Origin of the sequence: Streptomyces sp. NBC_00057 (assembly GCF_045041165.1) — a bacterium.
In the GTDB taxonomy this organism is placed as follows: Bacteria; Actinomycetota; Actinomycetes; order Streptomycetales; family Streptomycetaceae; genus Streptomyces.
Map to the genome: position 1 here is coordinate 1,412,280 of NZ_CP108256.1, position 22,396 is coordinate 1,434,675.

The 22,396-nt window shown below is 69.2% G+C and carries 16 protein-coding genes and 1 pseudogene; 4 read left to right on the forward strand and 13 right to left on the reverse strand.

Going from position 1 to position 22,396, the window contains the following annotated elements:
• Window positions 1–41: 41 nt before the first annotated feature.
• The 4 genes from OG953_RS06805 to OG953_RS06820 all read right to left on the reverse strand — a co-directional run bounded on the left by OG953_RS06805 (window position 42) and on the right by OG953_RS06820 (window position 6,985).
• On the reverse strand, window positions 42–1,679 hold the full coding sequence (locus OG953_RS06805) for an ABC-F family ATP-binding cassette domain-containing protein (protein WP_405683041.1): 1,638 nt from the start codon (window positions 1,677–1,679) through the stop codon (window positions 42–44).
• Between the two features lie 148 nt (window positions 1,680–1,827).
• Window positions 1,828–3,594, reverse strand: a complete 1,767-nt coding sequence (locus tag OG953_RS06810) for a BCCT family transporter (RefSeq protein ID WP_405683042.1) — start codon at window positions 3,592–3,594, stop codon at window positions 1,828–1,830.
• A gap of 74 nt (window positions 3,595–3,668) precedes the next feature.
• The gene (locus tag OG953_RS06815) at window positions 3,669–4,976 is read right to left on the reverse strand and encodes a M14 family metallocarboxypeptidase (RefSeq protein WP_405683043.1); all 1,308 of its coding nucleotides are present in this window, start codon (window positions 4,974–4,976) and stop codon (window positions 3,669–3,671) included.
• The gene (locus tag OG953_RS06820) at window positions 4,973–6,985 is read right to left on the reverse strand and encodes a Xaa-Pro dipeptidyl-peptidase (protein ID WP_405683044.1); all 2,013 of its coding nucleotides are present in this window, start codon (window positions 6,983–6,985) and stop codon (window positions 4,973–4,975) included. The genes OG953_RS06815 and OG953_RS06820 overlap by 4 nt, the downstream gene beginning before the upstream one ends.
• A gap of 210 nt (window positions 6,986–7,195) precedes the next feature.
• On the opposite strand from OG953_RS06820, the gene OG953_RS06825 reads away from it, so the two are divergent.
• Window positions 7,196–8,698 carry a M1 family metallopeptidase gene (locus OG953_RS06825; RefSeq protein WP_405683045.1) on the forward strand — a complete coding sequence of 501 codons (1,503 nt, stop codon included), beginning with the start codon at window positions 7,196–7,198 and terminating at the stop codon, window positions 8,696–8,698.
• A 133-nt stretch (window positions 8,699–8,831) separates the two neighbouring features.
• Window positions 8,832–8,972 (forward strand): annotated as a pseudogene (locus OG953_RS06830) (substrate-binding domain-containing protein); the annotation flags it as partial.
• Here the strand turns inward: OG953_RS06830 and OG953_RS06835 are convergent.
• On the reverse strand, window positions 8,935–9,852 hold the full coding sequence (locus tag OG953_RS06835; RefSeq protein WP_405683046.1) for an oxygenase MpaB family protein: 918 nt from the start codon (window positions 9,850–9,852) through the stop codon (window positions 8,935–8,937). The pseudogene OG953_RS06830 and the gene OG953_RS06835 sit on opposite strands and share 38 nt — an antisense overlap.
• Window positions 9,853–10,143: 291 nt before the next feature.
• On the opposite strand from OG953_RS06835, the gene OG953_RS06840 reads away from it, so the two are divergent.
• On the forward strand, window positions 10,144–11,094 hold the full coding sequence (locus tag OG953_RS06840) for an oxygenase MpaB family protein (RefSeq protein WP_405683047.1): 951 nt from the start codon (window positions 10,144–10,146) through the stop codon (window positions 11,092–11,094).
• Window positions 11,095–11,272: 178 nt separating this feature from the next.
• Here the strand turns inward: OG953_RS06840 and OG953_RS06845 are convergent, their stop codons facing one another.
• From OG953_RS06845 to OG953_RS06855, 3 genes are all read right to left on the reverse strand, one after another.
• The gene (locus OG953_RS06845; protein ID WP_405683048.1) at window positions 11,273–11,905 is read right to left on the reverse strand and encodes a TetR/AcrR family transcriptional regulator; all 633 of its coding nucleotides are present in this window, start codon (window positions 11,903–11,905) and stop codon (window positions 11,273–11,275) included.
• A 316-nt stretch (window positions 11,906–12,221) separates the two neighbouring features.
• Complete coding sequence (locus OG953_RS06850) at window positions 12,222–12,698, reverse strand: macro domain-containing protein (protein ID WP_405683049.1); 477 nt, start codon at window positions 12,696–12,698, stop codon at window positions 12,222–12,224.
• 44 nt (window positions 12,699–12,742) lie between these two features.
• The gene (locus OG953_RS06855; protein ID WP_405683050.1) at window positions 12,743–14,578 is read right to left on the reverse strand and encodes an AMP-dependent synthetase/ligase; all 1,836 of its coding nucleotides are present in this window, start codon (window positions 14,576–14,578) and stop codon (window positions 12,743–12,745) included.
• Between the two features lie 167 nt (window positions 14,579–14,745).
• Here OG953_RS06855 and OG953_RS06860 point away from each other — a divergent pair, with 167 nt between their 5' ends.
• Entirely contained in the window at window positions 14,746–15,477 is a 732-nt protein-coding gene (locus tag OG953_RS06860; protein WP_405683051.1) for a MerR family transcriptional regulator, read from the forward strand.
• Between the two features lie 21 nt (window positions 15,478–15,498).
• On the opposite strand, the gene OG953_RS06865 is transcribed toward OG953_RS06860, so the two are convergent.
• From OG953_RS06865 to OG953_RS06885, 5 genes are read right to left on the reverse strand one after another with little or no spacing between them, the layout of a single operon-like run.
• Window positions 15,499–17,670 (reverse strand): 3-hydroxyacyl-CoA dehydrogenase NAD-binding domain-containing protein, encoded by a 2,172-nt coding sequence (locus tag OG953_RS06865; RefSeq protein ID WP_405683052.1) that lies wholly within the window; start codon window positions 17,668–17,670, stop codon window positions 15,499–15,501.
• Between the two features lie 38 nt (window positions 17,671–17,708).
• Window positions 17,709–18,923, reverse strand: a complete 1,215-nt coding sequence (locus tag OG953_RS06870; RefSeq protein ID WP_114247810.1) for an acetyl-CoA C-acetyltransferase — start codon at window positions 18,921–18,923, stop codon at window positions 17,709–17,711.
• A 36-nt stretch (window positions 18,924–18,959) separates the two neighbouring features.
• Entirely contained in the window at window positions 18,960–20,102 is a 1,143-nt protein-coding gene (locus OG953_RS06875) for an acyl-CoA dehydrogenase family protein (protein WP_405683053.1), read from the reverse strand.
• 10 nt (window positions 20,103–20,112) lie between these two features.
• Window positions 20,113–21,138 (reverse strand): LLM class F420-dependent oxidoreductase, encoded by a 1,026-nt coding sequence (locus tag OG953_RS06880; RefSeq protein ID WP_405683054.1) that lies wholly within the window; start codon window positions 21,136–21,138, stop codon window positions 20,113–20,115.
• The gene (locus tag OG953_RS06885; protein WP_405683055.1) at window positions 21,138–22,280 is read right to left on the reverse strand and encodes a CaiB/BaiF CoA transferase family protein; all 1,143 of its coding nucleotides are present in this window, start codon (window positions 22,278–22,280) and stop codon (window positions 21,138–21,140) included. Before OG953_RS06885 ends, OG953_RS06880 begins: the two co-directional genes overlap by 1 nt.
• Window positions 22,281–22,396: the final 116 nt, after the last annotated feature.

Sequence of the window (22,396 nt, forward strand, 5' to 3'; positions counted from 1 at the left end):
TCCTCAAACGCCGGACAGGCTGAACATGCCCGAGGAGCCCCTCACAGCTCCTTCACCCTGCCGTCCATCACCTCGACGCGCCGCGTCGTCCGTACCGCTTCCAGCATTCGGCGGTCGTGCGTGACCAGCAGCAGCGTCCCTGTGTATGACTCCAGCGCCGATTCCAGCTGCTCGATCGCGGGCAGATCGAGGTGGTTCGTCGGCTCGTCGAGGACGAGGAGGTTGACGCCCCTGCCCTGGAGCAGGGCGAGCGCCGCCCTCGTGCGTTCGCCCGGTGAGAGTGTCGTCGCGGGACGCATCACATGGTCCGCGCGCAGGCCGAACTTGGCGAGCAGCGTACGGACTTCAGCCGGTTCGGTGTCGGGGACGGCCGCACAGAACGCCTCCAGGAGCGACTCCGAGCCATGGAACAGCTTGCGCGCCTGGTCGACCTCTCCCACCACCACTCCCGAGCCGAGCGTCGCGTGCCCGGCATCCAGCGGGAGGCGGCCCAGAAGTGCGGCGAGGAGGGTGGACTTGCCCGCTCCGTTGGCACCGGTGATGGCGACCCGGTCCGCCCAGTCGATCTGCAGGGATGCCGGGCCGAAGCTGAAGTCGCCGCGTACGACCTGCGCTTCGCGGAGAGTTGCCACGACCGAGCCGGAGCGGGGTGCGGCGGCGATCTCCATCCGCAGTTCCCACTCCTTGCGCGGCTCGTCGACGACATCGAGCCGTTCGATCATGCGCTGGGTCTGCCTGGCCTTCGCGGCCTGCTTCTCGCTCGATTCGCTGCGGAACTTGCGGCCGACCTTGTCGTTGTCGGTGGCCTTGCGGCGAGCGTTCTTGACGCCCTTGTCCATCCAGCCGCGCTGCATCTGTGCGCGGCCTTCGAGGGCGGAGCGCTTGTCGGCGTACTCCTCGAAATCCTCACGGGCATGCCTGCGAGCCCGCTCGCGCTCCTCCAGGTAGGCCGCGTATCCGCCGCCGTACAGGTTGATCTGCTGCTGGGCCAGGTCCAGTTCGAGGACCTTGGTGACCGTACGCATCAGGAATTCGCGGTCGTGGCTGATGACGACCGTGCCTGCGCGCAGCCCGGAGACGTAGCGCTCCAGCCGCTCCAGGCCGTCCAGGTCGAGGTCGTTGGTGGGCTCGTCGAGCAGGAAGACGTCATAGCGGGAGAGCAGGAGGGAAGCCAGGCCCGCACGGGCTGCCTGGCCCCCGGAGAGTGCGGTCATCGGCAGGTCGAGGCCGACGGCCAGTCCGAGGTCGGCGGCAACCTCCTCGGCACGCTCGTCCAGGTCCGCCCCGCCGAGAGCCAGCCAGCGTTCCAGCGTCTCGGGGTACGCGTCGTCCGCGCCCGGCGCCCCGTCGACGAGGGCCTGCGTCGCCTCGTCCATCGCGGTCTGGGCGTCGGCGACGCCGGTGCGGCGGGCCAGGAACTCCCGCACGGTCTCCTGCGGACGCCGCTCCGGCTCCTGCGGGAGGTGGCCGACGGTGGCGGTGGGCGGGGAGAGCCGCAGCTCGCCCTCCTCCGGCCGGTCGAGTCCGGCGAGCAGCCGGAGCAGGGACGATTTACCGGCGCCGTTGACACCGACGAGACCGATCACATCACCGGGCGCGACGACGAGGTCGAGTCCGGCGAAGAGTGTGCGGTCGCCGTGTCCGGCGGCGAGGTCTTTGGCGACGAGAGTGGCAGTCATCAGGGTGTCGATCCTAATCGGCGGCCGGGCAGGGCTGAGCAGCCCGGCCGGTCACGGTTCGCAGAGCAGTTGCAGGTGCAGGTGCGGGCGCGGATGGTGGGGGCGGGGAGACCGGACCGCCGGGCTGCTGGTCGGGCGGCGGGAGTCGTCAGTCGCCCTGCGGGCTCGGTGGGCCGGCGGGGCCCGGTTCCGGGCCCTGGTCCTCGTGGAGCCCGGTGGTGATCCGGCTGCCGCCCGGACCGATCCGGATCTCGAAGTCGCCGGCATACTTCGCATGCCCTTCGATGACCGCTGATTCGACGGCTTCCACGCCGAACTCACGTCGTACGATCTGCGGATCCTGACGCAGGTCCCGCATCAGCGCCACGCACATACCGATCATCACGAAGGTGAACGGCGCGGCCACCAGGATCGTCAGGTTCTGGAGTCCGGCGAGCGCGTCACCCTCGCCGTTGCCGATGAGCAGCATGATCGCCGCCACCGCTCCGGTGACCACGCCCCAGAAGACGACGATCCACTTGGCCGGCTCAAGGACGCCCTTCTGGGAGAGCGTGCCCATCACGATGGATGCGGCATCCGCGCCCGAGACGAAGAAGATGCCGACCAGGATCATGACCAGCAGGCTCATCGCCGTTGCGATCGGGAACTGCTGGAGCACTCCGAAGAGCTGGGCCTCCTGTGTGACGGCGGTGCCGAGCCTGCCGGCCTCCTGCAGGTTGATCGCCGTACCGCCGAAGATCGCGAACCAGACCAGGCTGACGGCGCTGGGCACCAGGATGACTCCGCCGATGAACTGGCGGATGGTGCGGCCGCGGCTGATGCGGGCGATGAACATGCCCACGAAGGGCGTCCAGGAGATCCACCAGGCCCAGTAGAAGACGGTCCAGTTGCCGAGCCACTCGGCCACCTCGCCCTTGCCGGTCGCCTCGGTACGCCCGGCGAGCTGGGCCAGATTGCCGAAGTAGGCGGCGATCGAAGTGGGCAGCAGGTCGAGCACGATGATCGTGGGGCCCGCGATGAAGACGAAGACGGCAAGGGTCAGGGCGAGCACCATATTGGTGTTGGAGAGCCACTGGATGCCCTTCTCCACGCCGGAGATCGCCGAGGCCACGAAGGCGACGGTCAGCGCCCCGATGATCAGCACCAGGAGTCCGGTGCCGGTCTTCTCCTTCCAGTGCAGCTCATGGAAACCGCTGCCGATCTGGAGGGCGCCGAGACCCAGTGATGTGGCGGAGCCGAAGAGGGTGGCGAAGATGGCGAGGATGTCGATCAGCCGGCCGAGACCGCCATGGGCGTGCCGGGAACCGATGAGCGGCTCGAAGACGGCGCTGATCGTCTGCCTTCTGCGGCGTCGGAAGCTGCTGTACGCGATGGCCAGGCCGACCACTGCGTAGATCGCCCAGGGGTGGAGCGTCCAGTGGAACAGGGTGGTGGCCATCGCCGTCTGCATCGCCTCGGCGGCGTCGGCGGGGTGGGTGCCGGGCGGCGGGCTGGTGAAGTGGGCGAGCGGCTCGCTGACTCCGTAGAACATCAGGCCGATGCCCATACCGGCGCTGAACATCATGGCGACCCAGGACACGGTGTGGAATTCGGGCTCCTCCCCTTCCTGCCCGAGTGCGATCTTCCCGTAGCGGCTGATGGCGAGCCACAGGGCGAAGACCACGAAGCCGGACGCGGCGAGCATGAAGGCCCAACCACCATTGTGGATCAGAGCGTTGAGCATGGAGCTGGAGACGTCCTCCAGCGTTTCGGTGGCGGTGGCTCCCCAGACCACGAAGGCGAGAGTGAGGACGGCGGTGACCGAGAACACCACCCGGTCGGTCGTGGCGTGCCGGTCCCGGTTCGGTTCACCGGGGAGGTCCGCCGTCACCGGCAGATCCCCCCGGCCACCCGTTCTCTGTTCGTCCTGCGACACGAATGGCACCTTTCACGGAAGCTGTGATTTCGCTCTCCGTAGGCACTACCACACGCGGCGCTCATCTCATGGGATCAACAAGCGGTATCGGCTTGACCGTTTGTGAGGTGATATGTCGCCCGCTCGTCCAGGAGGAGCGGAATCAGATTCCGGGCCGACTGCCGCAGCGGTACGTACGCTCCGTCACCGTCGGGCCGGGAGGTGACGCCGTGCAGGGCGAGTTCGTCCTTGATGTCGTCGAACCGGTCCTTGGTGAGCCGGTATCCGCACGGCGGGTCCTGAAGGACCTGACCGGCTTGGGGTGACTCGTTGTCGGCGCCGCCGAGATAGATGGGGCCGCGGTCCTTGAGCCCCGCGGCGCGGGATGCGGCGGTGGCGGCCTCGATCCGGCCGCGCCGCTCGTCGTTGAAGGTGAACAGGCCGTCCAGTGCGACGAGTTGTGAGTTCACGCGACGTCGGCTGTTGAGTGCCGGGTCGGCCTTCTCGGCGTCGGTGAGCGCGTCGACGCGGGATTCTATGAGCAGGCCGACGGCGTGCTTGATACCGGAGGTGTTGCGCAGGATGCGCTCCTGTCCGTCGCCCGCGGTCTGTTTGATCGGGTCGCCGGTGACCGGGTCGGTCCAGATGCCGTAGAGGCCGCTGCTGTATCCGGCCTCCTTGACGGTGGGGCGTACATACCTTTCGGCGAGGGTCTGCGATTCACCGTGCACCCGGTCGGAGGCGTTGAGGTTCCGGGGCCACAGGACGAAGAGGTCCTTGTCGTAGTACGGCGGAGTGGCCCCGTACTCGTGCAGGTCGTAGATCACATCGGGCTTCCGGTCGCGGATGACCGCCGCCATGGCACGGGCCTCGGCGGTCTGCAGCGCGATGTGGTCGCGATTGATGTCGACGCCGTCGGAGTTACCGCGGGTGTTCGCGGCGCGCCCGTCAGGGTTGGCGGTGGGCACGACGAGGACATTGGTACGGGAGAGGAACGCCCGGGTCGACCGGTCCTGGGCGTAGGCCAGATCGCGAATGGTCGTCAGACACGCTTCGCGGCCGGACGGTTCGTTGCCGTGCTGACTGCAGATCAGCAGCATCGTGTCGGCGGTGGGTCGGTGGTTGCCGATGCGGACGAGCTGGAGCGGGCGGCCCTGCTTCGTCGTGCCGATCCGGTCGATGGAGACCTTGTCGCTGCCCCGGTCGACTGCTGCCAGGAAGGACTGTTCCTCCGGCTGGCCGGTCCAGCGGGCCCCGTTGCTGACTTCGAAGCCTGTACGGGGCTGGGTGTGCGCGGCCTCGGCGGGCACGGTGACCAGGGGTACGGCCAGGACGGCGGCCACGGCCGTCAGGACCAGGTTGCGGCGGACGGGCCGGCGGGCGGTCGGGATACGGGGTGTCATGAGCGGCTGCCTCCCGGGATGCGATGGGCGGGACGCGGCGGCGCCACGCCCTCGGAGTGGACTGCGCGGGGGGTGGCTGTCGCGGGTGCGGAACCCGCGGTGGCACGTACGAAGGCTCCGGCGCCGCCGACGAACGGCAGCTTCGCGGACGTACGGGCCAGGTCGAGCGTGAGCGTGGGCTTGGAGTCCGGCGGGTCGATGAGGTCCCGGTCGGTGCCGGCGACGATCAGGGCGAGGCGGTGTCCGGCCGGGACGACATGGTCGGTGGCCGCCAGGTCGACGGTGATCGTGTGGGCCCTGCCGGGGGTGAGGGGGCGGCCGTGTCCGGCGGAGGCGTAGGTGCCGAGGTCTGCCCAGCCGCGGCTGATGACGGTCCGGTCGACCGTGACCGTGTCGGCCCGGGTGTCCTTGAAGCAGGAACTGTCCCCGGCCGTGCTCGCGCCCCAGCAGGTGCGGTCGTCGAGGGTGGTGATGCCTTCGCCGGACGATCCGTAGTCGCGGACGGTATCGGGTCCGATGTCCACGAGGACCGCGGAGAGATGGGCGGTCGATGTGGTCGGGGTGGCGGTGACGGTCACCGTGGACGATCCGGAGAGCCGAAGGTCCCGGGTGAGCGGCGCGGTGCGGAATCCGGCCTTGGCGCCCGTGGTCCGGTCCAGGTCGGCGGCCCACTCCGTCTCGCTCTGCGCCGGATCGTCGGTGAACGTCTCGGTGGCGCCGGGGCGGGCGGCCTTCAGGGCGAGGGTGCCGACGCCGGGCGCGCTGCCGGAGCCGGGGCGCACGGTGGTGGTGTGTGTGGTGCGGGGCGGCCAGACCTTGTCGGTGGACCATTGGTCGGGGTGACGTTCGATGTCGGCCATCGGTTCACGGTCGATGCCGTTGTCGTAACCGAGGAGGTAGTGGTCGAACCAGCGGTGCAGCGTGTCGACCCACTCGGCGCGCCGGTAGTCGAACGGGTCGACGTGTCCGGTCTGCGAGAGCCAGACCTTGCGCTCCACGCCCTGGTCCGCGAGGGCGTCCCACCACTGGCCGAGGTGCTTGGTGCGGACGTTGAGGTCCTGCATGCCGTGTACGGCGAAGACGCTGGCCCGCACCTTGCGGGCGTCCTTCACGTAGTCGCGGTCGCTCCACAGCTTCGTCAGGTCGCCGGTGCGCGGCGCCTCGTCGACGAGCTGCTGCTGGACGGCGGCGCAGCGCCCGCGCGCCTCGGGGCTCTCCACATAGCCGGAGAGCCAGTCGGGGCCGCTGTTGTAGAGAGGGGCGCCCTGGGCGAAGTAGTAGTCGTACCAGGAGGAGATGGCGCTGATCGGCACGATGGTCCGCAGCCCGTCCACTCCGGTCGCCGCGACACCGTTGGCGATGGTGCCGTCATAGCTCTTGCCGATCATTCCGGTGCGGCCGTTGGACCAGCCGGCCGTGGCGCGGTCGCCGCCGGTACGCGTGGTGTAGCCGCGGGCTCGGCCGTTCAGCCAGTCGATGACGGCCTTGGCGGACTGCACATCGGAGCGGCCGCCTACATCGATACAGCCGTCGGAGCGATTGGTACCGGCCAGATCGACGGCGACGAAGGCGTAGCCGCGCGGCACGAAGTAGTTGTCGTAGTAGAGGGGGAACCGGACGGGCCGGCCGTCGGTGTCGTACGTCTTGAGCTGGCTCTCGTTGCCGCGGCCGCAGCAGGAGTAGTACGGGCTGGCATCCATGATCACGGGGATCTTCCGGCCCTGTCGGGCGGGTTCGCGCGGCCGGACGATGTCGACGGCGACGCGGTCGCTCTTCCCGTTTCCGTCGCCGTCCAGCCCGGTGTCGACCCAGACGGATTCGCGGACGGCGTTCTCGTACGAGTGGACGGGCCTGCTCTCCAGGGGTCTGGACTGCTGGGCGCTGTTCTCCGGGGTCTGTGCGGCGCCCTGTGCGCCTGCCGGTGAGAGCAGGACGGTCATCAGGGCGGCGACGGCCGCCACCACCAGCGATCTGTACGTCAAGCGGGTGCCCCGCGCACGTATCGGCATGGGCGGAAGGTACCCCGGTCAACTCCTGGGCAACAGGGGGCGATCAGCGGTGAATATTACGTGCCCATGACGTATCGCTACCGTGTGCCATGTCGGCCGGATGACGATCGTGTGACAGCTGTGGCCATGGACACGACTGATGTGACAGTCGCTGAATAGTGTCGACGTGACGGTTCGAAAGATCATTCGCCCCGACGACTTGGAGCATTCGTGCACCGCAGATTCATCGTCCCGAGCGCACTCGCGGCCTCCCTGCTGCTGGCGATCCCGGCCTCGGCCGCCGAAGGCACCGCGGGCGCCCCGGGCATCGGCGACCCCTATTACCCGGCCAGCGGCAATGGCGGCTACGACGTTTCCCACTACGACCTGCGGCTGAAGTATCAGCCCGCGACCGACCTGCTGGAGGGCACGGCGACGATCCTCGCCACGACCACCCAGGAACTCTCCCGTTTCGACCTCGACTTCGGGCTGGACGTCTCCGAGGTGCGGGTGAATGGCAAGAAGGCCGGTTACGCCAGGAGCGGCGACCAGGAACTGGAGATCACCCCGGCTGCGGCCCTGGCGAAGGGCAAGGCCGTCTCGGTGGTCGTGCGGTACGCCGGGAAGCCGTCGGAGCTGAAGATCAACGGCTGGACCTCCTGGGCCCGTACCCCGGACGGCGCGGTGGCCGCGCAGGAGCCGGACTCGGCCGTGTGGTGGTTCCCCAGCAATGACCATCCGCTCGACAAGGCCACGTACGACATCTCGGTGTCCGTGCCCGACGGAACCCAGGCGATCAGCAACGGCGTGCTCCAGTCGCAGAGTTCGAAGCTCGGCTGGACCCGCTTCAACTGGCGGTCCAGCAAGCCGCAGGCGACGTATCTGACGACGCTGGCGATCGGCAAGTTCGACATCACCACGGACACCACGTCGGACGGGCTGCCGGTCGTCAACGCGTACAGCAAGGACCTCGGCGCCAACGGCGGTGCGGCACGCGCCAGCATCGAGCGGACCACCGAGGTCGCCGAGTGGCTGACGGAGGTCTTCGGACCGTATCCCTTCGATGCGCTCGGCGGTTACTCCCCCAACGTGAAGAGCGGGTTCGCGCTGGAGACGCAGACCAGGCCCTTCTACAGCCCGAAGCAGTTCGCGAACGGTGCGAACGTCTCGGTCGTCGTCCATGAGCTGGCGCACCAGTGGTACGGCGACAGCGTGTCCGTCAAGGGCTGGAAGGACATCTGGATCAACGAGGGCTTTGCCCGCTACAGCCAGTGGTTGTGGTCGGAGAAGGAGGGCGAGGGCACCGCGCAGGAGCTGGCGGACTACACCTACGCCCAGCATCCGGCGGACGACGCCTTCTGGACGGTGAAGCCGGGCGACCCGGGCCCCGACAACCAGTTCGACGCGGCCGTCTACGACCGGGGTGCGCTGGCGATCCAGGCGCTGCGCAACAAGGTGGGCGACGAGACGTTCTTCGAGCTGCTGAAGGGCTGGCCGGCCGAGCATGCTTACGGGAACGCGAGCGTGGGGGACTTTGTGACGTACGCGGAACGGGTCTCGGGCCGGCCGCTCGCCGACTTCTTCGACACCTGGCTGTACCAGCCGACGCGGCCTCAGGGCCCGGCGACGGCCGCGGCGCGCTCTTTGCGCGCAACCACGCAGCCCGCGCAGCCCGCGCAGCCCGCTTCTTGGAAGCAGATCGCGGCCACGAACACGGTTCACGACCACCGCTGACGGTCCACGGATCGGCTCCGGGCACCGTCGCCCCGTTCTCCTGCGGGGCGACGGTGCCCGGCGGACGGCCGGGGCGGACGGTTGAGCTGATGGAGTCGGTGCTGCCCGGGACGGCCCCGGCCGTCTCCGGCCCGATCCCCCGCTGACGACGGTCCGTCAGGACGTCGAAGAAATGGGCAGGTTGATGGTGCGGCGGCTGAACGGCGACGGCGAGGGTGACGAGCTCGAATCGGTAATCACGCCGACCCAGCTGGTGCACCGGGCTTCCGCCTGAGCTTTCCGTCGCCCCTGACGGCCTCGCGATGCGCCGCCCGCGCCCTGCGGGCGCACGGCAGATAGCGCAGCCGCTCGGGCAGCACGGGCACGACGCGCCGCACCACCCCGCAGAACCGCCGCAGCTTCCGCTCCTGCGCATCCGTCCACTCGAGCCCGATCGCCGCCCGTGCGTCCGGCGGCATCAGCCCGATGGTCACGAAGCGGCGGAACCGGGCCAGCGGCGGGAGCAGCACCGGCCACAGCCCTTTCAGCAGCAGCCGGACCGGCAGCGGCCCACGGTCCGGCGGCGGTACGTGGCGGTCGGTGGCGATCAGGTCCTCGACGACGACGGTCAGCTCGATCTCGTCGGCGAGCACCTTTCGGAAGTACGGCCAGAACTCCTCGATCGTCTGCGGCATGTCCCGATCGTGAATGCCGAGAATCCTGCCTACCTGGAGCCACTCCCGGTACAGGGCCCGTTCCTGTGCGTCGGTGAGTGGTCGGACGAGATAACGCGCGGCGTGCTGGTAGACGGGGAAGCCCGTGGCGTGCACCCACGCATAGTTCGCGGGGGACAACGCATGGTAACGGCGCCCCCGGGTGTCGGTGCCCTGGATGGTCCGGTGCAGCTTGCGGAGCCTGCGGCCTTCCTCGGCTGCCGCCTCGCCCCCGTACACCCACAGCTGGAGCGATCGCAGCGACCTCTCGCCGCGCCCCCACGGGTCCGTACGGAAGACGGAGTGTTCGTCGACGCCCGCACCGACCGCCGGGTGGGCGACCTGGAGAGTGAGGGCGGCGGGCAGCATCAGGAGGGCGCGGATGTCGCCGGAGAGGCTCCAGAGCACACCGCCGGGCGGCGGCGGGACGGGAGTGTCACCTCTGGCTGCTTCGGTGTTCATGCGGTGCTCCCGGGCGGTCGGCGGGGCGTGCGGCTCGGCGCCCGACCCTTGTGCGATCCAGTATGCGATCGCTTCCGGGCCGGTGCGCACGGGCCCCTGGGATGCCTTCTCCGGCGCTTGCGCGTCGACGGTGTTGACTCGACCGATGAAACAAGTCGATAGTATTTGTATCTTTGACTCCTTGGATTCGACGATCCGTCAGATCTCTTGAAAATCAACGGAGTTGGGCAAAAGAGGAGACGAAAGAAGCAGGGCTCGCACGAACTCGGCACACGGACAGGAGGGCACACCATGGGCCGTTACAGTCGTCTGCGCGAGATCCGCCGGATGGATCCCACGCGCGATTACGCCGAGATCCTCCGACTGATCTCGCAGTACGAGTTCCCCTGGGACTACCGGCAGGGCGTGAGCGTTGCGTTCCTCCGCGACTACGGAGTCCCCCGGATCTCCGTGCTCCTCGACCGCACTCAGGAGTTCGAGCGGTCTGGGCAGAAGCGGTACGACGACACGGTGCTGTTCGGGTACGAGATGGCCGCGGACGGCTTCGACTCGGAGCGCGGCCGGGCCGCGGCGCGTCATCTCAATCGGATCCACGGCAAGTACCGCATCCCGAACGAGGACTTCCTCTACGTCCTCGCGACAACGGTCGTGGGCCCGAAACGCTGGATCGACCGGTTCGGCTGGCGCCCGCTGTGCGCGCAGGAGGTCCAGGCGCTGGCGGAGGTCGGCCGGAAGATGGCGGCGATGATGGGCATCGAGGGGGCTCCTGAGTCGTACGAGGGGTTCGAGCGGCTCCTCGACTCGTACGAGGAGCGGATGTTCGCGTACGACCCGGCCAACCGGCGGGTTGCGAACGCCACGTTCCGGATCATGGCCAGCTGGTATCCGCGGCCGTTGCGCCCCCTCGTGGCACGGTTCTCGCTCGCTGTGCTGGACGAGCGGCTGCTCGTGGCGCTGGGCTTCCGTCCGCAACCGCACTGGGCGCGGTCGTCGGCGGTGGGAGCTCTGCGGCTGCGTGCGCGTTGCGTACGGTGGCTGCCGGCCCGGCCGCACTGGCTGCCCTCGCGCCCCCAGCCTCGTTCGTACCCTTTCGGCTGGCGGCTCGACGACCTCGGCCCGCACTGGGCGCGCAGCCGTCCTCTGGAGCCCCTGCCCGACGAGACGGGCCCCTTCCCCACCGCCGACGGCTCCAGGGCGATTCTTTCGGATCATCCGAGAGCCCGGCCGACGACGGACGCGTGAAGCCGCCGAGACCCGCTCGGCGGTCGACCCGGAGGCGGTCGTCGTACCGGCCGATACCTGTGTCGCACATGAACCCGCTGGTGACACGGTCGTCACCCGAGTACTCCATCTCGACGGAACCGCAGGGACAAGGCGCCACGTGATCAGCCGGTTCCGGCTGCTATCCAGCCGGAGCGGCCTAGCCCGCGGCAAGCAGCGGCACCAGATATCGGCGTGCGAACGCCCGCACCTGCGCGTCGTCGTCGAGCTCGAAACAGCTGACGGGGTTGAGGAGGAAGGAGACCGTGATCCGCACCATCAGCTCGGCGACCGGTGTCGGATCGCTCACCGGCCGGCCTTCCGCACGCCGGGCATGGCGCAGCCGGTCGGCCAGGTACTCACGGATGGCGAGGAAGGCCGGCCCGCTCTCCAAGGTCAGAAAGGGAAACATGGTCTCGGGCTCCAGTCTCAACAGCCCTCCGATGAGAGGATGTTCACGAATGTGCCCGAGGACGGCGGCGAAACCCTCGACGAGCCGGTCCTCCGTCGTGGGCAGTGCGGCGACCGCATCGTCCACTTCCACGACGAAGCGCCGGTACTCGCGCAGCAGACAGGCCGAGACCAGGCTGTCCTTGTTGCCGATCCGCCGGTACACGGTGACCCGCGAGACCCTGGCGCGTTTGGCGACGTCATCGACGGTAGAACGGCGCAGCCCGAAGGTCATGAACTGCTCACGCGCGGCGTCGAGGATCTGCTCGCTCAGCGCGTCGGACGGCGGCGTCTCGCTGAGCGCCCGGGCCAGCAGCGTCTCGCTCGTTCTCCGTGCCGCCATGGGCCCTCCCCGTTCCGCCGCTTCCACCCCACCATAGAAGCCGATACACAGTGACCTGCCCCGTTTCTCTGCAACTCCCCCCCGCTCCAAGGCCCTTCCCGCTGAAGGCTGCCCAGGCTCGCCCTCCGGGAGCTACGCTCCGCAGGGGGCGCCCGGCGCGAACGAAGACACGTGCACACCGGCTGCCGCCGGGTGTCCCCCGGGGTCGCCCCACATGGTTCGGATCCCGGGCCGGCTCGCGGCCCGCCACGCAGCAGCGAACCTGCGGACCGTCGCGAACCTCTGCTCCGGATGGCAGTGCACCAGCGGCAGTGCGCTAGTCGAAGTCGTACACCGTCACCGCTATTCCCCGGCTCAGCAGCCGCTTCTCTATCAGCGGCTCGATCCGGGACCACTTGCCGCCCGCCAACCCGCAGCCGATCCGCGGCATGTGGACCGAAGCCCCCAGCTCGACGGCCCGGTCGGCCACGGTCCCCAACGCCGTGTCGATCGCCTCGTAGCGCACGGGCACCCCCTTGCTGCCCGTGCGCATCCCCCGCTGGCCCACCATGTTCGCCACCCAGAGGTACGGACTCACCTGGACGAACTGCGTCGCCCCCAGGGCGAAGTCGTTGCCCGCGCGCTCCCGGTGCCAGTGGCGGTAGGCCGTCTCCGGTTCGGGCCAGCGGCGCGAGACGGCCAGGACGAAGCCCTTGCCCCAGCCGCCCAGGTCGTTGCAGACATGCGCGATCAGCTTGACGCCCTTGCCCTGCGGGGCGGTGGCGTCTCCCCCTACATACGTGATCCCTGACATGACACCAGCGTAGGAGCCACCACTGACAAGTGCCCCGGGCCCGGTCAGTCCCGGCCGCCCTCCCCGTACAGCGCGTCGATCAACGCGCCGTACTTGTCGCGGATCACCCGTCGGCGCAGTTTCAGCGAGGGGGTCAGTTCGCCTGTCTCGGGGCTCCATTCCTCCGAGAGCAGCCGGTAGCGCTTGATCTGTTCCGTGCTGTTGAGCCGGGCATTGGCCGCCTCGACCGCTCGGGCGATCTCCTCCCGTACGGCCGGATGGCCGGCCTGCGCGGACGGGTCGGCGTCGATGCCGTGGGCCGCCGCCCAGGCAGGCGCCGTTTCGGAGTCCAGGACCAACAGCGCGACCAGGTAGGAGCGGCCGTCGCCGTGGACGAGGGCCTGGCCGATCAGGGGATGTTCCTTGAGGGTGTTCTCGACCAGGGCCGGCGAGACGTTCTTGCCCGTCGAGGTGACGATCATTTCCTTCTTGCGGTCCTTGAGCCAGAGATAGCCGTCCTCGTCGATCCGGCCGATGTCCCCGGTCGCGAACCAGCCGTTCTTGTCGCGGGCGTCGTCCACCGTCCCGTCGGCACGCAGATAGCCCGTGAAGACCGTCTGCCCGCGCACCAGGATCTCGCCGTCCTGCGCGATCTTCAGTTCCAGGCCTTCCAGGGGCCGCCCCACCGAGCCGAGCCGGAAGGCGGACGGGCTGTTGCAGGTGCAGACCCCGACCGTCTCGGTCAGCCCCCACGCATCCATGATCACGATGCCGAAGCCGGTCCAGAAGCGGACCACGTCGAGTGGCATCGGTGCGGATGCGCTCGCCGCCCACGCCAGCCGGTCCAATCCGGCCGGCGCCAGCAGCGGGTCCAGGATCGTGGACTTGGCCTGCTGGTACGCGGCTTCGAGCGCCGCCGGTGGCTGTTCGCCGCGCTCCCGGTACGCAACATGCTGCCGGGCCGTCCCGCCCGCCGCGTCGACCGCCGCACGCTGCTCCTCCGGCAGGGCGGCGAGGGCGGCCTGCAGGGAGGCTGCGAACTTCTCCCAGACTCTCGGTACGCCGAAGAACTGGGCCGGGTGCAGGGCTCGTGCCGTGGCCGCGACGGCTGCCGGGTCGGAGCAGAGGTGGACGTGCGAGGCGCGGAAGACCGGCAGATAGATGCCGAGCATCCGCTCCGCGATATGGGCGAAGGGAAGGTAGCAGATGTGCTCGACGTGGTCGGGGAGCTCGACGACCCGGTCCAGTGCGAGGGCATTGAGGACCATGCTGCGGTGGGTGACCGGGACGGCCTTGGGATCGCCGGTCGTGCCGGACGTGTAGACGACGGTGAGCAGGTCCTCGGCGCAGGACTCCCGCCAGGCCTTCTCGAACACGTCGGGCCGGTGCAGGCGGGCGCCCGTGGCCAGCAGTGATCCGTACGCACGGTGGGGTCCGGCCTCGGCCGCCTCCACGACGACCAGCTTCTCCAGCCGTACGGTGTCCTCCGCGAGCAGCGGCTCCCAGCGCTCCAGTTCGCGGCTGCCCTCGACGATCGCGAACCGGGCGCGGCTGTGCCGGGCGATGTGTGCGATCTGTTCGGGGGCCGCGGTGCCGTACACGCTGACGGGGACTGCCCCCAGGTGGGTGAGGGCCAGGTCGGACAGCCAGTGTTCGGGCCTGTTGCCCATCATCATGAGGACCTGTTCGCCGCGCTCCACACCGAGTGCGCTGTACCCGGTGGCGAGTACGGCGGTCCTGCGCCGTACCTCCTGCCAGGTGAGGGTCGTCCATTCCGTTCTGTCGCCGCCGGCCCGCCAGGAGAGCGCCGGACGGTCGCCGTGGTCCTCGGCGTTGCGCAGGAGCAGAGCGGGCAGGGTGAGTTGCCCGGGTTCCGCGGGGAGTCGCAGGATCGTGGTCACGGCCGCCTCCTGTCACCATCGGCCGGACCGTGCGGGTCCGTTCCGGAGTGGGACTGCGCTTGGATGCTGCCGGACACTTTCACAACAGTGGTGAGACAGCAATACTGTTGAACCTGATTGGTGCAGACGCAGCAGTTCGCCGCTGGGTCGGAACGCGAGGAGCAGACATGGCGACCGGGACCGAGGACCCGACGCTCACCGTCGACGAGCTGGCGGCACGCGCCGGTGTCACCGTACGCACCGTGCGTTTCTACAGCACTCGGGGTCTGCTGCCGCCTCCGGTGATCGGGCCGCGTCGCGTCGGGCACTACGGGCATGAGCATCTGTCCCGGCTCGCGCTCATCGAGGAGCTCCAGCACCAGGGCATGACGCTGGCCGCGATCGAACGCTATCTGGAGCAGCTGCCACCGGATCTGAGCGCACACGATCTGGCGATCCACCGGGCGCTGGTGGCGTCCTGGGCGCCGGATTCGGCGGAAGATGCGACGCGGGCGGAGCTGGAGCGGCGTGCGGGGCGGGCGCTGACCGAACAGGACATAGCACGGTTGGCAGCCATGGGGGTGCTGGAGCGTGCGGAGCCGGCCGACGGCAGCTACCGGGTGGACCCGGGGCTGCTGCGGCTCGGGGTCGAGCTGCTCGGTGTACCGATCGCGCACGAGACGATTCTGGCCGCGCGCACGGTCCTGCTGGAGCACTCCCGGTCCGCCGCGCAGGAGCTGACCCGGCTGTTCCGGGACGAGGTGTGGAATCCGTACCGGGAGCGGGAGTCGGACCCGGAGCATGTGGCGGCGATGAAGTCGCTGTCGGCCCACATGCAGCCGATGGTGCTCCAGGCGCTGGTGACCGCGTTCCAGCGGTCGCTGAAGGAAGAGCTGCGGGCCGCGTTCACTGCGGAGTGAACGCGGCCCGGGGTGCTGCTGTCAGTCGTGGAAGGTCTCGCCCTTCTCGGCCTTCTCCAGGAGCAGCGCGGGCGGCAGGAAGCGGTCACCGTACTTCTCGGCAAGCTCCCGGGCGCGTGCCACGAAGCCGGGCAGGCCGCCCTCGTAACCGTTGATGTACTGGAGTACGCCTCCGGTCCACGGCGGGAAGCCGATGCCCATGATGGAGCCGATGTTGGCGTCGGCGACGGAGATGAGGACGTTCTCCTCCAGGCAGCGGACGCTGTCCAGTGCCTCGGAGAACAGCATCCGCTCCTTCATGTCGACGAAGGGGATGCCGGTGTCGGGCCTCGTGAAGTGCTCACGCAGCCCGGGCCACAAGCGGGTGCGCTTGCCGGCCTCGTCGTACTCGTAGAAGCCCGCGCCGCCGCTGCGTCCCGGGCGGTCGAACTCGTCGACCATCCGGTCGATGACCGCGTCCGCCGGGTGTCCGGCCCAGGTGCCACCGGCCTCCTCGACGGCCCGCCTGGTCTCGTTGCGGATCTTGCGGGGCAGGGTGAGGGTCAGCTCGTCCATCAGGGAGAGCACCTTGGCCGGGTAGCCGGACTGTGCTGCGGCCTGCTCGACCGATGCGGGCTCGACGCCCTCGCCGACCATGGCGACGCCCTCGTTGATGAACTGGCCGATGACGCGCGAGGTGAAGAAACCCCGGGAGTCGTTGACGACGATCGGCGTCTTCCTGATCCGGCGGACCAGGTCGAAGGCGCGGGCCAGGGCCTCGTCGCCGGTCTGCTCACCCTTGATGATCTCGACCAGCGGCATCTTGTCCACGGGCGAGAAGAAGTGCAGCCCGATGAAGTCGGCGGGGCGCGAGACGCCCTCGGCGAGGACGGTGATGGGCAGGGTCGAGGTGTTGGAGCAGAGCAGGGCGTCCGGCTCGATGATGTCCTGGATCTCCTGGAACACCTTGTGCTTGAGCGCGGTGTCCTCGAAGACCGCCTCGATGACGGCGTCGCAGCCCGCCAGATCGGCCGGGTCGCCGGTCGGGGTGATGCGGGCCAGCAGTTCGTCGCGCTTGGCCTCGGTGGTACGGCCCCGGGAGAGCGCCTTGTCGAGGAGCTTCTCGCTGTACGCCTTGCCCTTGGCGGCGGCCTCCGCGGAGATGTCCTTGAGGACGACGTCGATGCCCGCGCGGGCGCAGGAGTACGCGATGCCCGCGCCCATCATCCCGGCGCCGAGGACGGCGACCTTGCGGACCTGGCGCTCCTCGATGCCCTTGGGGCGGCTGGCCCCGGAGTTGACGGCCTGGAGGTCGAAGAAGAACGCCTGGATCATGTTCTTCGAGATCTGGCCGGTGACCAGCTCGGTGAAGTAGCGGGCCTCGATGGTCAGCGCGGTCTCGAAATCGACCTGCGAGCCCTCGACGGCGGCGGCCAGGATGTTGCGGGGTGCGGGCATCGGGGCGCCCGCGATCTGCTTCTTCAGGTTGGCCGGGAAGGCGGGCAGATTCGCGGCGAACTTCGGGTTGGAGGGGGTGCCGCCGGGGATCTTGTAACCCTTGACGTCCCAGGGCTGCTGGGATTCGGGGTGGGCGTCGATGAAGGCGCGCGCCTTGTCGAGCATCTCCTCACGGGTGGCGGCGACCTCGTGGACCAGGCCGTTCTCCAGTGCGCGCTGCGGGGTGTACTGGGTGCCCTGAAGGAGGACCTTCAACAGTGCGTCGGCGATGCCCATGAGGCGTACGGTGCGGGTGACACCGCCGCCCGCGGGCAGCAGGCCGAGGGTGACCTCGGGCAGACCGATCCGGGAGCCGGGTGCGTCGAGGGCGACGCGGTGGTGCGAGGCGAGCGCGATCTCGTAACCGCCGCCGAGCGCCGCGCCGTTGATGGCGGCGACGACTGGGATACCGAGGGTCTCGATGCGGCGCAGCGAGTTCTTGATGGCGGTTCCGGTGTCGAAGGCCTGCTGGGCGTTCTCAGGACCGACCTTGATCATGTCCTTGAGGTCGCCGCCCGCGAAGAAGGTCTTCTTGGCGGAGGTGTAGATGATGCCGCGGATGGAGCCCTTCTCGGCCTCGGCACGGTCGGCGATGGCCGCGATGGAGTCCTTGAAGGCCTGGTTCATCGTGTTGGCGGACTGGTTCGGGTCGTCGAGTACGAGGGTGACGACGCCGGTCTCGTCCTGTTCCCAGCGGATGGTCGTGCTCTCGGTCATTGCTGTTCTTCTCCGTAAGCAGGGGTGGCCGGGGACGGTCAGAGACGCTCGATGACGGTGGCGATGCCCATGCCGCCGCCGACGCAGAGGGTGGCGAGGCCGTATCGCTTCTCGCGCCGTTCCAGTTCGTCGATGAGGGTGCCGAGGATCATCGCGCCGGTGGCGCCGAGCGGGTGGCCGAGCGCGATCGCGCCGCCGTTGACGTTGATCTTGTCGAGGGAGAGCCCCATGTCCCTGGCGAACCGCAGCACGACGCCGGCGAATGCCTCGTTGATCTCGACGAGGTCGATGTCGTCGATGGTCAGCCCGGCCTTGGCGAGGGCCTTGCGGGTGGCGGGCGCGGGGCCGGTCAGCATGATGGTGGGCTCGGAGCCGGAGACGGCGGCGGAGACGATCCGGGCGCGCGGCGTGAGTCCGTACCGCTCACCGATCTCCTTGTTGCCGATCGCGACGAGTGCGGCGCCGTCGACGATGCCGGAGGAGTTGCCCGCGTGGTGGACGTGGTCGATCTTCTCGACCCAGTGGTACTTCTGCAGCGCGACCGCGTCGAAGCCGCCCATCTCACCGATCGCGGCGAAGGACGGCTTGAGCGCGGCGAGCGAGTCGGCGGTGGTGCCCGGCCGCATGTGCTCGTCGTGGTCGAGGACGACGAGGCCGTTGCGGTCCTTGACGGGGACGACGGAGCGCGCGAAGCGGCCGTCCTTCCACGCTTCGGCGGCGCGCTCCTGGGAGAGCGCGGCGAACTCGTCGACGTCACGGCGGGAGAAGCCCTCGATGGTGGCGATGAGGTCGGCGCCGACGCCCTGCGGGGCGAAGCCGGTGTCGAAGTTGGTCATCGGGTCCATCGCCCAGGCACCGCCGTCGGAGCCCATCGGGACGCGGGACATCGACTCGACGCCACCCGCGAGGATCAGGTCCTCCCAGCCCGAACGGACCTTGGCGGCGGCCAGGTTGACGGCCTCCAGGCCCGAGGCGCAGAAGCGGTTCTCCTGGACGCCCGCGACGGAGTCCGGGAGGCCGGCCGCGATGGCGGCGATCCGTGCGATGTCGGAGCCCTGGTCGCCGAGCGGGCTGACCACGCCGAGGACGATGTCGTCGATGGCTGCCGGGTCCAGGCCGGGGAAGCGGCTGCGGATTTCGTGGATGAGGCCGACGACGAGGTCGATCGGCTTGGTGCCGTGCAGGGCGCCATTGGCCTTGCCGCGGCCGCGCGGGGTGCGGATCGCGTCGTAGACAAACGCTTCGGTACTCAAGACAGCAGCCTTTCGAGGGTGGTTGTGCGTCAGGGGTCAGGCGAGCAGCGAGCGGCCGATGATCTCCTTCATGATCTCGGTCGTGCCGCCGTAGATGGTCTGGATACGGCCGTCGGTGAACGCCTTTGCGACCGGATATTCCGTCATGTAGCCGTAGCCGCCGTGGAGTTGGAGGCAGCGGTCGGCAACGCGCTTCTGCAGCTCGGTGGCCCACCACTTGGCCATCGAGGCGTGTACGGCGTCGAGCCCACCGTCGGAGTGTTCGACGATGCACCGGTCGATGAAGGTGCGGGTGACGGTGCACTCGGTGGCCATCTCGGCGATCTCGAACCGGATGTGCTGGAGCTTGGAGAGCGGCCGTCCGAAGGCCTCGCGCTCCTTGACGTACTGCGTGGTGATCTCCAGCAGATGTTCGGCGGCGACGATTCCGGCGACCGCTATGCCGATCCGCTCCTGCGCCAGGTTGGTCATCAGATGGATGAAGGCGCCGTCGCGCTCGCCGAGCAGATTCTCCTTGGGGACACGGACGTCGTTGAAGAACAACTCGGCGGTGTCCTGGGACTTCTGGCCGATCTTGTCGAGGTTGCGGCCCCGCTCGAAGCCCTCCGCGCCGCGTTCGACGACGATCAGCGAGAGCCCCTTCGCACCGCCCTGAGGGGTTGTCTTCGCCACGACGACCACCAGGTCGGCGAGGATGCCGTTGGAGATGAACGTCTTGGAACCGTTGAGCAGCCAGTGGTCGCCCCTGTCCTCGGCGGTGGTGCGGATCCCCTGGAGGTCGGAGCCCGCGCCCGGTTCGGTCATGGCGATGGCGGTGATGATCTCGCCGCTGCAGAAGCCGGGCAGCCAGCGCCGCTTCTGCTCGTCGGTGCCGAGGCCGGTGAGGTAGGGGCCGATGATGTCGTTGTGCAGCCCGAGTGCCAGTCCGGGAGCACCGGCCCGGGTGAACTCCTCGGCGAGGACGGCGCTGTAGCGGTAGTCGGTGTTGCCGCCGCCCCCGTACTCCTCGGGTACGGCGAGGCCGAGCAGTCCCTGCCGGCCGGCCGCGAGCCAGGCCTCGCGCGAGACGATGCCGTCCTTCTCCCACTGTTCGTAGTGTGGGAGGACCTCCTTGGTGAGGAAGGTGCGGACGGTCTCGCGGAACGCGTCGTGCTCTTCGGTGAAGATCTGCCGCTGCACTGCGAGCCTCCTAGAGCCAGTTCTTGACGGTGGAGATCAGCCGGGCCGGTTCGGGGCCGACGGGGGTGACGTTGAGCATCGTCACGCCGGCCTCACGGAAGGCCTCGATGCGGTCGCGTACGTAACCCTCGGGGCCGCAGAGCGACATGAGCTCGCAGAATTCGTCCGGGACGGCGGCCTCGGCCTCCTTCTTCTTCCCTGAGAGGTAGAGCTCCTGGATGAGTGCGGCTTCCTTCTCGTATCCGTAGGCGACGGCCAGGTCGTTGTAGAAGTTCTTGCCCCTGGCGCCCATGCCGCCGACGTACAGCGCGATCTGCGGGCGTGCCAGATCCCGGAGCGCGGCGGCGTCGTCGCCGATGGCGAGGAGTCCGCCCGCGACGGTCTGGAGGGGGCCTCGTGCCGGGTCGCGCTTCGCCGCGCCTCCGGCGAGAGCCGTGCCCCACACCTGCCGGGCCTTCTCCGGGATGTAGAGCGTCGGCAGCCAGCCGTCGGCGATCTCGGCGGTCAGCCGGACATTGGCGGGGCCCAGGGAGGCGATGTAGAGCGGGATCTCCTCGCGCACCGGCCGGGTGAGGATCTTCAGCGGCTTGCCGAGCAGGCCGCCCTTTTCCTTCGGCAGCGGCATGTCGGTGATGCCGTGGTGATCGATGATCTCGCGGCGCCAGATCCGGCGGCAGAGTTCGACGGTCTCGCGGGTCCGGCCGAGCGGCTTGTCGTACGCCTTGCCGTGCCATCCCTCCACGACCTGCGGCCCGGACGCGCCGAGCCCGAGCAGCGCCCGGCCGCCGGAGATCGCGTCGAGTCCCGCACCGGTCTGGGCGATGAGGGCGGGGGTGCGGGAGTAGACGTTGAGGATGGCCGCACCGATCTTCATGCGTTCGGTACGGGCGGCCAGATAGCCCATGATCGTGGGCGAGTCGAAGCCGTACGCCTCCGCGACCCAGACGGCGTCGAGTCCGGCGGGCTCCAGCGTGGCGACCTGGTCACAGGCCTCGCGCGGGTCGCCCGCGTAGTTCAGCGGCAGGGAGAGTTCCATCAGTCGGTGGTGTCCTTCCGGGTCCTCGTGATGCTGGGTACGTCCCAGTCGGCGGCGACGGCCTCGGTGTCCGTGCCGGGCCTCGCGGGCCCGCTGCGTACGGATGCGGGGGTGGCGGAGAAGCGGGGTGCGGGGGCGGGCTGGGTGAGTCCGCCGTGCTCGACGAAGGTCGAGCGGGCGGCGATGTGCGGATGGCGGGGCGCCTCACGGAGCGAGAGGACAGGGGCGACGCAGGCGTCCGTGCCCTCGAACACCTCGGTCCACTCCGCGCGCGTACGGGTCCTGAACCGGTCGGCGACGAGCGTGCGCAACTCCTCCCAACGGGCGGTGTCCGCCCGGTCCGGGGCCTCTTCCTCGATACCGAGGAGCTTGCTGAACTCGTCGTAGAACCGCTGCTCCAGCGGGCCCACCGCCATGTACTGGCCGTCGGCGGTCTCGTACGAACCGTAGAACGGGCAGCCGCCGTCCAGGAGGTTGGAGCCGCGCCGGTCCTGCCAGCCGCCGGCCGCCAGCATGCCGTGGATCATCGTGGCGAGATGGGCGGCGCCGTCGACGATCGCCGCGTCCACGACCTGGCCCCGGCCGCCGGGGGTGCGGGCGTGCTGGAGGGCGGCAAGGACACCGACGACGAGATAGAGCGAGCCGCCCGCGTAGTCGCCGACCAGATTGGCCGGGACGGTGGGCGGCTCACCGGGCTTGCCGATCATGGAGAGGGTGCCGGTGAGGGCGATGTAGGCGATGTCGTGCCCGGCTCGTTCGGCGAGCGGTCCGTCCTGGCCCCAGCCGGTCATCCGTCCGTAGACGAGCTGCGGATTACGGGCCAGCGCGGCGGCCGGCCCGACACCGAGGCGTTCGGCGACGCCCGGCCGGTAGCCCTCGATCAGGATGTCGGCGCGCTCGACCAGATCGAGCACCTTGGCGGCCCCGTCCTCAGCCTTGAGGTCTACGAGCACGGAGCGTTTATTGCGGTTGGTGAGGTCGTACGCGGGGTCGATGCCGAGCCCGGGGCCGCCGGGCCGGTCGACCCTGACGACGTCGGCGCCGAGGTCGGCCAGAAGCATCGCGGCGAACGGGCCGGGGCCGATGCCTGCCAGCTCGACCACGCGCACGCCTGCCAGCGGGCCGTGCTCTGTCGTTGCCATCAAACCCCCAGCGGTGTGACACAACTGATGTAACAGCGATGATGCTAAGAACGCACCGCGCTCCGCACAACCCTTTGGGCCGAGCAAGCGCTTAGTTCTTTCCCCTGGATCCTCCC

What these genes read in the sequence shown, in the direction of transcription:
- OG953_RS06880 (WP_405683054.1), bottom strand. Translation starts at nt 21,138, where the DNA reads ATGGAACTCTCCCTGCCGCTGAACTACGCGGGCGACCCGCGCGAGGCC.
- OG953_RS06885 (WP_405683055.1), bottom strand. Translation starts at nt 22,280, where the DNA reads ATGGCAACGACAGAGCACGGCCCGCTGGCAGGCGTGCGCGTGGTCGAG.
- OG953_RS06860 (WP_405683051.1), top strand. Translation starts at nt 14,746, where the DNA reads ATGGCGACCGGGACCGAGGACCCGACGCTCACCGTCGACGAGCTGGCG.
- OG953_RS06805 (WP_405683041.1), bottom strand. Translation starts at nt 1,679, where the DNA reads ATGACTGCCACTCTCGTCGCCAAAGACCTCGCCGCCGGACACGGCGAC.
- OG953_RS06865 (WP_405683052.1), bottom strand. Translation starts at nt 17,670, where the DNA reads ATGACCGAGAGCACGACCATCCGCTGGGAACAGGACGAGACCGGCGTC.
- OG953_RS06845 (WP_405683048.1), bottom strand. Translation starts at nt 11,905, where the DNA reads ATGGCGGCACGGAGAACGAGCGAGACGCTGCTGGCCCGGGCGCTCAGC.
- OG953_RS06815 (WP_405683043.1), bottom strand. Translation starts at nt 4,976, where the DNA reads ATGACACCCCGTATCCCGACCGCCCGCCGGCCCGTCCGCCGCAACCTG.
- OG953_RS06850 (WP_405683049.1), bottom strand. Translation starts at nt 12,698, where the DNA reads ATGTCAGGGATCACGTATGTAGGGGGAGACGCCACCGCCCCGCAGGGC.
- OG953_RS06840 (WP_405683047.1), top strand. Translation starts at nt 10,144, where the DNA reads ATGGGCCGTTACAGTCGTCTGCGCGAGATCCGCCGGATGGATCCCACG.
- OG953_RS06820 (WP_405683044.1), bottom strand. Translation starts at nt 6,985, where the DNA reads ATGCCGATACGTGCGCGGGGCACCCGCTTGACGTACAGATCGCTGGTG.
- OG953_RS06835 (WP_405683046.1), bottom strand. Translation starts at nt 9,852, where the DNA reads ATGAACACCGAAGCAGCCAGAGGTGACACTCCCGTCCCGCCGCCGCCC.